Origin of the sequence: Acinetobacter sp. UBA6720 (genome assembly GCF_002454215.1) — a bacterium.
GTDB lineage: Bacteria > Pseudomonadota > Gammaproteobacteria > Pseudomonadales > Moraxellaceae > Acinetobacter.
Genome location: NZ_DKIK01000172.1, coordinates 1 through 10,829 on the forward strand (window position 1 = coordinate 1; position 10,829 = coordinate 10,829).

Genomic DNA, 10,829 nt, shown 5'->3' on the forward strand with positions numbered 1-10,829 from the left:
ACCGCCCTCACCAGAGTTTGAACGACCACCAATGGTGTTCATCGCTATCGCTATCGCTTCATGTGCTTCTGGAGACAATGCCCCCAAAGACATGCCAGCAGAGTCAAAGCGCGGTAAAATCGCTTCTACAGACTCGACTTGATCGAGAGCAATCGAGTTATCTGTTTTTAACTTTAACAAATCGCGAATTGTCGCCACTGGGCGGTTATTCACCAGTTCAGCATATTCTTTAAAATCGGCATATTGACCAGAACGCACTGATTTATGCAGAGCATTGATCACATCTGGGTTGAATGCATGGTATTCCTTGTCAAAGACAAATTTCAGCAAACCACCTTGATCAATTGGTTTACGTGTTTTCCATGCAGTTTCAGCCAATTTCTTCTGATCATTTTCCAGATCAACAAAGGTTGCACCTTTGATACGGCTCGGTACACCAGTGAAGCATTTTGAAACCACTTCTTCAGACAGACCCACCGCTTCAAATAGTTGACCACCACGGTAAGAGGCCACCGTAGAGATCCCCATTTTTGAAAGCACTTTTAACAAGCCTTTTTCAATGCCTTTACGGAAATTCACTTGTGCTTGGATTGGGTCACCCAATAGCTCACCTTTTGCAACCAAGTCATTGATCACATCATAAGCAAGGTAAGGATAAATTGCTGTCGCACCAAAGCCTAGAATAACCGCAAATTGATGCGGATCACGTGCCAATGCTGTTTCAACAATAATATTGGCATCCGTACGCAAACCAACATTAATTAAGTAGTGATGCACAGCGCCTGTTGCCATTAATGCATTGGCAGGCAAGAAACCTTGACGAATTTTCTTATCAGACAATACCAATAAGGTTTTGCCGTCACGAATCGCTTGCGCTGCTTCTTCACAGATACGTGCAATTGCAGCTTCTAAACCTTCATCTTCCGCATAATTTAAATCAATATCTGCAATTTCATAGCCTGTACGACCTAACGTACGGATTTGATGCATTTTCGAATTTGACAGTACAGGGCTTGAAATGATCAAGCGATCCGCATGCTCAGGGCTTTGTTCAAAAACGTTTTGCTCACGGCCTAAACACGTTTCCAATGACATCACAATCGATTCACGTAATGGGTCGATTGGTGGGTTGGTGACCTGAGCAAACTGTTGACGGAAATAATCCGACACATGACGTACTTGGCGAGACAAAACTGCCATTGGCGTATCATCACCCATTGAACCCACTGCTTCCTGACCGCTTTCAGCGATTGGACGAAGCAATTGATCACGCTCTTCAAAGGTCACCATAAACATTTTTTGTGATGCTTTCAGGTCATCACCTTTTAAGCCTTGATCACATAAGTATTCTTCAAGCTCTGGACTACCTTGTACACGAACTGAGTTTTCACGTAACCATTCACGATATGGACGCATTTTTTTCAGATGTGTGCTGACATCTTTAGTGTCGAGCATTTTACCTGTGAAGGTATCGATCACTAGAATTTGACCTGGACCGACACGACCTTTAGAAATCACGTCTTCAGGCTCATAGCCCCATACACCAATTTCAGACGCCAGTGTGATGTAACCATTTTTGGTAATCACCCAACGTGCTGGACGTAAACCATTACGATCCAACATACAAATTGCATGACGACCATCTTGGATCACGAGACCAGCAGGACCATCCCACGCTTCCATGTGCTTCGAGTTAAACTCATAGAATGCACGTAAATCGGCATCTAAAGTTTCCACGTTCTGCCATGCTGGCGGAACTAACATACGCAATGCACGGAACAAGTCCATACCGCCACCCACAAGAATTTCAAGCATGTTGTCTAAGCTTGAAGAATCCGAGCCAGTACGGTTCACGATTGGGTTGAGCTCAGTTAAACCTGGCAATAATGGGTTTTCAAACTTCGGCGTACGCGCCATCGCCCAGTTACGGTTCGCAGTAATGGTATTAATTTCACCATTATGTGCAAGATAACGGAATGGCTGTGCCAAAGGCCAACGCGGCAAAGTATTGGTCGAGAAACGTTGGTGGAACACTACAATATGTGACTCAAGACGTGGATCTGCCAAGTCTGTATAGAAATCAGCTATCGCTTCAGGCATCATCAAGCCTTTATAGCTAATCACTGTTGAACATAATGTAGTTACATAAAATGATGAGTCATTGCTGAGCTGTTGTTCTGCACGACGGCGTGCCAAGAAAAGTTTACGGTTAAACTCAACTTCAGACACACCCATTGGGCAGTTCACAATAATTTGTTCAAATGCAGGAAGTGACTGCATCGCAATCGAACCCAAAGCATCGTTATTGGTCGGGACTACACGCCACGCCAAGACTCGACAGCCTTCAGATTCAATTTCTTTATTTAGAATTTGTTTCGCATGTGCTGCAATTGCTGGATCGAGGCTTAAAAACACCGTACCGACAGCAAAAACTTCACTGAGTGTAATATCACTGAGTTTTTTCGCTTCTTCGCGGAAAAATTGTTTTGGCATTGCTAAGAGTAAACCGCAACCATCCCCTGTCTTACCATCTGCAGCAATACCACCACGGTGGGTCATACAGCTCAGACTATGCATAGCAGTCTTCACAAGGTCATGGCTTGCATCACCCTGCATATGGGCAATTAAACCAAAACCACAGTTATCTTTAAACTCATCCGGTTGGTATAAACCTTGAGCGGGAGCTACAGTATTAGGCGATGGCATGTGCATAGCGTACCCTTCTTTCTACAGGCCCTGTCGGGCGTCTAACAATCTAATTACTTCTTGCCGATTCGTTCAATTGACTCATATTCAGATTCTGATTGAAGTACAGCATTTTTTCCTCATACCCAAGATAGACTGATTTTCATCTTTATGCATGTCTTAATTGAAAAAATGTATGCAACAGTCACGCACTTTTTTAAGGCGCTTGATCGCTACTATTTCGCTCATAAATCGAATCTTTTTTGCGCCAAAACAGTGACATCAACTCAATTCATGCACCATTAAAGCAAATTTTATGCCAATAATTTAATACAAGCATTAAACACCTTAGTTTTCTTAGGTTTATGTTTTTTACTGTAAATTAAGCTCAAGATTTGGCTAATTAATCGCACCAAATTAATGCAATATAAGGGTTGTGAAACTTTTTTGCTCCATAATGACCCAATTTTAATTAAATGGATCGGTCACTTCTGGCTCAATTGTTTTATTTTGCGACGCACCATCCACCGCACTTTGCGACTTCTGCACATCAACCACATTGCCTTCTGCATCTCGACGAGTAACCGTCGTTGTGGTGGTAGACTGGTTATTTTGCGTAGCAACACGTGCTGCCTGTTGACGTGCTGCTATGGTTGCTTCATCAATTACAGGTACAGCGGCTGGTTTCAATTGTACTGCATAGAGTTTATTACTCAATCCAAGCTCATCAGCCCCCATGTCATTGACATACTCTGCATAGCTTTCAATTTTTTCGACTTTGGGTTGTACCGATTTTGGTAAAATTAGCTTTAATTCACTCAGCGCATTTTTCGCTTCGCTCACATTTTTATAAACCCCATAGAGCAGAACATATTGTTCGATCTGGTTTTCACCCGTCAACCTTAAGTAACTAAAAGCTTGACGATCAGATTGCCTTTGCAAAAAACGCTTAATAATCGCTTCTTCTGATACTCGAAACAGTTCAATTGTGCTGTTCTTTTTATTTTCCTGAATGAATTTGCTGCCACGAAATTCAGCCTCATGTTGTGCAACTACGGCTACACGTGTGGTCATATCCAAAGGCTTTACTTCATCAATGAATGAGCCTAAATGTGCGGTTGTCGCGACTTTCTCTGGTTGAATTTGCAGCTCAACTTCTGATTCTGCTTTCTTCTCCACCTCAACCACAGTTTTTTGATCTGTGATTGCCCAAAAAACCAAAGCGCCAAACAAGCACGCTCCTCCGAATGCAAGCCAAATATAATTTTGCTTTGTCTGCCACTTGGTTCGAAGGGTTGTTGCCATAGTAAGGTTATGCCTGTTCTTGGTTGGCTAAAATCGCCTGTTTCATCAATTCTACATCAAACGCTCTCGTAATGATGGCCTGTCCAACAGCTTGCATCAAGACTAAGCGAAGTTGCCCATTAAGTACTTTTTTGTCATGTGCCATATATGCCAAGAAGTCATCAAGGGGAATCTGCGGACATACTATCGGTAAATTTGCACGTTGAATGATATTTTTTGTACGTAGTACATCTTCGGCACTGATCCAACCCATACGCTGAGAGAGATCTGCCGCCATCACCATACCTGTCGCAACCGCCTCACCATGTAACCATTCACCATAGCCCAGATAAGATTCAATCGCATGACCAAAGGTGTGCCCTAGGTTCAATAAAGCTCTTTCGCCTTGCTCTTTTTCATCATTTGCAACGATACGGGCTTTATGTGCGCAAGAACGATACACAGCTTCTGCCAGTGCAGCCTCATCGCCCTGCACCAACGCATCCATATGCTGTTCTAGCCAGATGAGAAAATCAGCATCCCCTAAAAGTGCATACTTAATGACTTCAGCCAAACCCGCAGATAACTCACGTGGTGGTAATGTTTTAAGCTGAGACATATCTGCCAAAACCACTTGGGGCTGTTGGAAAGCCCCAATCATGTTTTTACCGAGTGGATGATTAATCCCTGTTTTTCCACCTACACTGGAATCGACTTGCGAAAGAAGTGTGGTTGGCACCTGAATAAAGTAAACTCCGCGCTGAAAACATGCCGACGCAAAACCAGCCATATCCCCGATCACACCGCCACCCAAAGCTAAAACCGTACAATCACGATTAAAGCCTGACTCTAGTAATGCATCAAAAATCAGGTTCAAGTGCTCAATGTTCTTATATTTTTCACCATCAGGCAAAATACAGGTTGCTACTGTTTTTCCCAACGCTTCAATCGCTGTAACATAACGGTCTAAATATAACGGCGCAACAGTCTCATTACTCACAATCATCACTTGTCGACCGTGAATATAAGACTCAAGCAAGGCTTTCGGATCTAGATCACTACCAATAAAAATCGGATAACGGCGTTCGCCAAGTTCAACATATAAGGTTTGCATGGATCAAATCACTTCAAAACTGAATCAAAATTACTTTACAAGAATCAAGCTTAAAATACGCTGCGCAAGATCACGAGCAGCCCCTTGATTAGTCTCTATAATATAGTGTGCAACTTCACGGTATAAAGGATCACGAACGTTCAACAAGTCACGTAACTTTTGTTCTGGATTCTCCACTTGAAGCAGTGGGCGATTTTTATCACGATAGGTTCGCTGCAGTTGAATTTCTACAGGAGTATAAAGATAAACAACAATACCACGTTGTTTTAAAAATGCGCGATTGGAAGCCTGAGTTACTGCCCCACCCCCTGTGGCCAAGACCAAATTAGGTCGAGACGTTAACTCATCTATAACAACTGTTTCACGACTACGAAAACCCAGTTCACCTTCTTTTTCAAAGATCCATGGAATCGTTGCCCCTGTTTTGCGTTCAATCTCATGATCACTATCAAGAAACTCTCGCCCTAACAGTTCAGCTAAATGTCGTCCTACAGTTGTTTTTCCTGCCCCCATAGGCCCTACCAAATAAATATTTGGTAGGGTTTCAAACTCTTTGCTTGGCAAGGAGTCACCTTTTAGATTTGTTCAAATTGAAAATATATTAATGATTTCTTGAAACAGTGTCATTAACAATTCGTGGTGTCACAAAAATCAATAGCTCAGTTTGTATCGTGGTTTTAGTACTACTCTTGAATAAATTACCCACTACTGGTAAATCCCCAAAGAATGGCACTTTTTGATAGTCACTACGCTTTGTGTCATCAAAAATACCACCAAGCACCACAGTTTCGCCATCATCCACAAGTACGTTAGTTTGCAATTCACTGGTGTCAATTGCAAGACCGTCGTTGGTAATATCACCAACCGAGTCTTTTTCCACCATAAGCGCCATTTGTACTCTACCATCAGGGGTAATACTTGGCGTAACTTCTAATTTTAAATTAGCCGCACGAAATTCTGTTTTTAAGCCTTCCGTCGCACTCCACGTTTGATATGGAATTTCTGTACCCCTTAAAATATAGGCTTTTTGTTTATCCCCTGTCAGTACTTTCGGCGCAGACAAAACCTCACCATGACCATCCGCCTGAAGCGCCGTTAATTCGAGATTCAACATATAATCAGAAATTTTTAATAGGCCAAAGCTAAAAGTTCCAGCTGTTGATGTCGTTAAATCCACACCCAAATCAAAACTTGGCTGATAGTCCCCGCCCCAAGTTGTAGTACCAAGCTTATCTGCACTCCACTTAATCCCCAACTGACGAGAAAAATCTGTAGTCGCAGTCACAATACGGGCTTCCACCATCACCTGCTTTACCGCCACATCAAGCAAATCAATCATACGGCGAATTTTATCAATATTCTGTTGCGTATCATTGATAATTAAAGTATTGGTACGAGAATCAGAAACAGCACTACCACGAGCACTTAGCAGACTTTCCAACGCCAAAGAATCTGTGCCCGCCGTACGGTTTGCTACGCTTCCTTTGCCATCACGAGAATCTTCTAACAGTTTCAACACATCTGCTGCTTTTGCATAGCTTAGTTGAATATAATCTGTTTGAATCGGTGCAAGTTTAAGGTTCTGTGCAATGGCTTTCGCCTCATCTTCCTCAGATTTAATCAATTCGGCTACAGGCGCAATCCAAATTACATTACCATTACGTCGCTTATCCAAATTCTTGGTTTTCATAATGATATCAAGTGCCTGATCCCAAGGTACATCCTTCAGGCGTAGGGTAATATTGCCTTGTACCGTATCCGAAGCCACCATATTAATACTTGTAAAATCAGCCAATAGCTGTAACACACGTCGCACTTCGATATCTTGAAAATCTAAAGAAATCTTTTTGCCAGTATATGCCCCAGGTGCTTTAGGCTTCAGAGGGTTCTTATCTTCAGGACGCTTCAAACTAATCGTAAGCTTATCTTCCGCTTGATAAGCCATATATTCAAAACTGCCATTAGATTGAATCGTAATCAATCCATTTGAACCATCATTTTGAGCATCAATCGTTGAGACAGGCGTTGCAAAATCGTTCACATTCAAACGACGTGATAAATGCGCAGGAATTTTATTCCCCAAAACACGCACCACAATTTTACTGCCTTGTTGCTTCACATCGACAGGAGTGTTATTACCTTTTAAATCAATAACAACTTGACCTTCACCGTCTGAACCGCGTTGGAAGCCAATATTTGAAATCCCTTGTTCATAACGTGGTGCTGCTATAGGCGTTGCGGTAGTCGGATTTGCCGAATTAATCTTTAAAATAAAAGTATTACCTTCAACTCGTGTCGTAAATGCACCCGCATCTGCCAAATTAACTGTTAAACGCGAACGCTGCGCATCTGAAGTTACATCTACTGAACTTGCCTCAGTCGTTGCAACTGCAATGCTGCCTTGCTTCAAATTTTGTTGTGCTTTATCAAAGTCTAATACCAGTCGAGATGGCTGCTCTAGTTGATATGCTTGTGGTTGGGGTGGCAACCCGTTAAACATGACACGAATTTCTGTTCCTTGTCCTGGAATTTGCATCGGGACAATATTGGTAATACTCACTTGCGCATTTGCAACCTGCATCACCGCTATTGCAATTGCACCCATTGAAAACTGACGGAACATATGGTTCATCGTATTGCCATCCCCAAATATAGAATCTCTAACACTATTTTTCATTTTTATTCCTTTTCCTTTTTTAAGGCGCTGGCCCAATTAACACTAGGCTTCTTGGGCGCTCGACATAGCCCTCACGCCCATCTGGAATAATTTCAACCAAATCAATCTGCGTTGCGGTGATATTGATCACGCGACCATGATTCATCCCCAAGTAACTTCCCCGTTGCACGCGCTCAATTTCCCCATCTGGTGTTTGAATCAGCGCCAAAATTTGTCCATTTTGACCACGCATACTGCCTTTCATATTAAGCGTTTCAATCGCATAACTTTCTAAAGGCTGCGGTTGGCGAGACAAATTCGGATAAACACGTTTCCCAGCCATAATTCGCAATTCAGCTGCCAAAGAACTTGGCATAAAGGGGCTCTTTAATTGGTGCGCAGCATAACTGAATGTTGGCACTGGGGGAAAGCTTGGTGCAGGATCAATTGCTAAAGGAGGTTGATTGCGAATTTCTGCCATTTGCATATTGACTGCATCAATGCGTGAATCACAGCCCACAACGAATAACCCAATACAGAGACTTAGGAAGAGTTTTTGATATTTCATTTTTTAGCCTCCCCTGCATCGGCTTTCGTCGTATTTTCTGCGTCTGTAGTCGCTGTCGCTCCTACATAACGATAGGTTTTAGCTTTCACACTATATGAAATTTGTGGAATATCCGTTTTTTTATCATTAGCACTTGATGCCGAGATATCAAAATCATGCAAAGTTACAATACGAGGCAAAGCAGCAATCCCACTAACAAATGAACCAAAGGAATGATAATCACCCGTCGCTTCAATTGAGATTGGTTGTTCAATAAAGAATTCTTGGCGTATTTCTGGCTCTAAACGAATATTTTTAAATTTAAGACCTGAATTCACGCCGCTGACGTTAATGTCTTCAACCAAGCCTGGAATTTCGGTTTCTTTCGGCAGTTGTAATAATTGCTGTTCAAAATTTGCTTGCATTTCCTGAAGCTGCGCTTGGTATTGTTGCAAATTACGCAGTTTTGAGTCCTTTTCGCGAAACTCATTCAGTAAATTTTGCTCTTGTGCCCGGGCATTAGATATTGCATCTAGTTTAGGCTTGATCACAACAAAATAACCTAAAGCACAAATCAGTAAAATGATAAAGAGCCAGCAGGTCAACTTAACCGAAAAAGGCCAGCTTCCATAATTATTCGGATCCAGCGTATTGAACTGCTGAAAAAATTTATCAACAGTCATCTTTTTCTTTGGTGCAGCATGATTTTCTAGTGTTAATTCGTCAAATTCATCGCGACTCATTGTGCTGCCCCCGCTGTTGAATTATTCACTGCATTTGCTTGTTCTGGCGCAGCTGCATCAGATGCAACTGGCTGAGCAATTTCATCCAAATCAGCCGTAACCACAAATGTGCCATATCCCTCTTCCACTCGTGGCACAATTGAACTTGGTGCCTTATCTTTATTTTCTTCTACAGCCAAGAACGAATTCATAAATGCATTTCGATACCAAGCAGACGCCTCTAAGTTACGTAAGAACTCAGCCACCGTATTTGGGCTCTCGGCCTTGCCTTCAATAGTAAACTTATCCCCAGAACGCACAAATTTAGTAATATACATATTACTTGGGGTGACACGTACCATTTCATCGACTAAGCGAACTGCTACAGGGCGTTGACCTTGTAAACCTTGAATCAACTTCATTCGCTCTACAATTGCATTACGCTGTTCTTGTAGACCTTCCAATGACTTTAATTGCACATCTAAGTTTTGATTAGTACTCATCACCAACTGATTGGCTTGTTCTTGGTCTTCAAGTTTTTGACCATAATAAAACCAAGCTAAGGCAATAGCTAAAACCCCAACAAATGCGGCCCCAATACAGTAAGCAATAAATTCTTTTTTTCGTTTCTCTCTTAACGCATCACGCCAAGGGAGTAAATTTATTTTTGCCATTAATCAAAACTCCTCAATGCCAATCCACATGCCACCATGAGTGATGAAGCATCATTTTCAATTTTTTTAATGTCGATTTGTGGAGAAAAGCCCATCTGTAAAAATGGGTTGGCAATGGTGACCCGATAACCTAATTTTTGTTGTAATAATTTCGCCAGTCCTGGGATATTGGCATTCCCCCCTGCCAATAAAATATGGTCGATCTCATTGAATTGAGAAGATGAAAAGAAGAACTGTAAAGAACGTGCAGCTTGCTGTACCACAGCCTCAAGAAAAGGCTCAAGTACTTCAATGTCATAATCATCAGGTAATGTACGACTTTTTTTGGCGCGCCCAGCTTCTTCAAAAGACAAACCATAACGGTTTTGAATTTCTTGGGTCAATTGTTTCCCCCCGAAGACCTGCTCACGCGTATAAATCACTTTATTGTTTTGCATGACAGAGAGTGTGGTCATGGTGTGACCAATATCTAAAATACCAACTGTATTCACACCCATCGGTAGAGTGTCAGAAAAGACCTTAAATGCATTTTCTATAGCAAAACTTTCAACATCGGCAATCTTCGGTGTCAAACCCGCAAGCTCTAATGCTTCAGCACGTGCTTCAACATTCTCAATGCGTGTTGCAACAAGGAGTACATTGACACGATTGGGATTGGCCAAACGGTCTGGAAGAACTTCAAAGTCCAAACTCGCTTCATCTAATGGGAATGGAATATATTGCTCAGCATCATCACGAATCTGAATTTCACGTTCGTCATCGTTCATATCGGCATCCATTTCAATGATTTTAGTAATCACCATGGAGGTCGGAACAGCCAACGCGACATCAGTGGATTGGACATTGGCCAAATTTACCGCACGCTCAAGGGCATCACCAACTGCTTCTGGATTCAATATATTTTTTTCGACCACACTTCCTTCTGGTAAAGGGACAAGCGCATAGCTCTCCACCCAATACCGACTGTTTTTAACAGAAAGTTCCAAAACCTTAACAGAAGTCGAACTAATATCTACTCCTATTAACCCCTTACTTGGCTTACGATATAACCTGAGCACAATATCATTCCTATTATTTTTTTATCCCCAAAAAAAGTAACCCACTAATTAGTCTACGTCTATATTTTTATACGGATACAATAACTCAT

The 10,829-nt window shown here is 42.0% G+C and carries 9 protein-coding genes; all 9 read right to left on the reverse strand.

Features of this window, described 5'->3' with window-relative positions:
- Window positions 1-2,706 (reverse strand): glutamate synthase large subunit (gene gltB / locus B4F08_RS14435; RefSeq protein WP_291374951.1); only part of this gene is annotated, 2,706 nt, incomplete at its 3' end.
- A gap of 447 nt (window positions 2,707-3,153) precedes the next feature.
- The gene (locus B4F08_RS14440; protein ID WP_110974171.1) at window positions 3,154-3,990 is read right to left on the reverse strand and encodes a hypothetical protein; all 837 of its coding nucleotides are present in this window, start codon (window positions 3,988-3,990) and stop codon (window positions 3,154-3,156) included.
- A 7-nt stretch (window positions 3,991-3,997) separates the two neighbouring features.
- A complete protein-coding gene (aroB, locus tag B4F08_RS14445) occupies window positions 3,998-5,083 on the reverse strand; it encodes a 3-dehydroquinate synthase (RefSeq protein WP_291374968.1) in 1,086 nt (361 codons plus the stop codon).
- Window positions 5,084-5,113: 30 nt separating this feature from the next.
- Window positions 5,114-5,647, reverse strand: a complete 534-nt coding sequence (aroK, locus tag B4F08_RS14450; RefSeq protein WP_086209042.1) for a shikimate kinase AroK — start codon at window positions 5,645-5,647, stop codon at window positions 5,114-5,116.
- 37 nt (window positions 5,648-5,684) lie between these two features.
- Entirely contained in the window at window positions 5,685-7,760 is a 2,076-nt protein-coding gene (pilQ, locus tag B4F08_RS14455; protein ID WP_291374970.1) for a type IV pilus secretin PilQ, read from the reverse strand.
- Window positions 7,761-7,779: 19 nt separating this feature from the next.
- On the reverse strand, window positions 7,780-8,307 hold the full coding sequence (locus tag B4F08_RS14460; protein WP_110974174.1) for a pilus assembly protein PilP: 528 nt from the start codon (window positions 8,305-8,307) through the stop codon (window positions 7,780-7,782).
- Window positions 8,304-9,029 carry a type 4a pilus biogenesis protein PilO gene (locus tag B4F08_RS14465; protein ID WP_110974175.1) on the reverse strand — a complete coding sequence of 242 codons (726 nt, stop codon included), beginning with the start codon at window positions 9,027-9,029 and terminating at the stop codon, window positions 8,304-8,306. The genes B4F08_RS14460 and B4F08_RS14465 overlap by 4 nt, the downstream gene beginning before the upstream one ends.
- The gene (locus B4F08_RS14470) at window positions 9,026-9,682 is read right to left on the reverse strand and encodes a PilN domain-containing protein (protein ID WP_291374974.1); all 657 of its coding nucleotides are present in this window, start codon (window positions 9,680-9,682) and stop codon (window positions 9,026-9,028) included. Before B4F08_RS14470 ends, B4F08_RS14465 begins: the two co-directional genes overlap by 4 nt.
- Window positions 9,682-10,740 (reverse strand): pilus assembly protein PilM, encoded by a 1,059-nt coding sequence (locus tag B4F08_RS14475; RefSeq protein ID WP_291374976.1) that lies wholly within the window; start codon window positions 10,738-10,740, stop codon window positions 9,682-9,684. Before B4F08_RS14475 ends, B4F08_RS14470 begins: the two co-directional genes overlap by 1 nt.
- Between the last annotated feature and the right edge of the window lie 89 nt (window positions 10,741-10,829).

Bases quoted from the DNA above. Each gene is read 5' to 3' on its own strand.
- B4F08_RS14470 (WP_291374974.1), bottom strand. From the start codon at position 9,682: ATGGCAAAAATAAATTTACTCCCTTGGCGTGATGCGTTAAGAGAGAAA.
- B4F08_RS14460 (WP_110974174.1), bottom strand. From the start codon at position 8,307: ATGAAATATCAAAAACTCTTCCTAAGTCTCTGTATTGGGTTATTCGTT.
- aroB (WP_291374968.1), bottom strand. From the start codon at position 5,083: ATGCAAACCTTATATGTTGAACTTGGCGAACGCCGTTATCCGATTTTT.
- pilQ (WP_291374970.1), bottom strand. From the start codon at position 7,760: ATGAAAAATAGTGTTAGAGATTCTATATTTGGGGATGGCAATACGATG.
- B4F08_RS14440 (WP_110974171.1), bottom strand. From the start codon at position 3,990: ATGGCAACAACCCTTCGAACCAAGTGGCAGACAAAGCAAAATTATATT.
- B4F08_RS14465 (WP_110974175.1), bottom strand. From the start codon at position 9,029: ATGAGTCGCGATGAATTTGACGAATTAACACTAGAAAATCATGCTGCA.